General features: G+C 63.8%; 1 protein-coding gene. It reads left to right on the top strand.

Annotated features, from left to right (window positions below):
* On the top strand, positions 1-307 hold a 307-nt coding region (locus AACY45_RS28935; protein ID WP_339548900.1), incomplete at both ends, for a hypothetical protein.

Here is a 307-nt window from a genome sequence, read left to right as displayed (position 1 = left end):
TCCGCGAGGCCGGCGATTCGGACGCCAAGGGGTTACCGGTGGCCTATGAGTGTTACGACCTGGTCGACAACCGCTCCGAGGACTGGAGCCTGCCCCAATGGGTGATGGTCGGCGTCGATCAGCGCCGCCCGCTTGCGCCCCTGCTCAAGGAGGCGCTGAACAACGTGCTGGATGTCGACGATCTGGGCAACGCCAATGGCACCGCCCAGATCCTGGCCATCGCCACCGAGTTTTTTGCGAAGGACGACCTGATATTCGTCAGGCTCAAGGGCACGCCCCTGGAAGGGCTGCCCATCGACGAGGAACT

The sequence above is a fragment of the Pseudomonas sp. RA_35y_Pfl2_P32 genome (assembly GCF_963970735.1).
Classification (GTDB): domain Bacteria; phylum Pseudomonadota; class Gammaproteobacteria; order Pseudomonadales; family Pseudomonadaceae; genus Aquipseudomonas.
The sequence above is the reverse complement of the archived record's forward strand: the minus strand, read 5'-3'. Positions and strand labels throughout refer to the sequence as shown.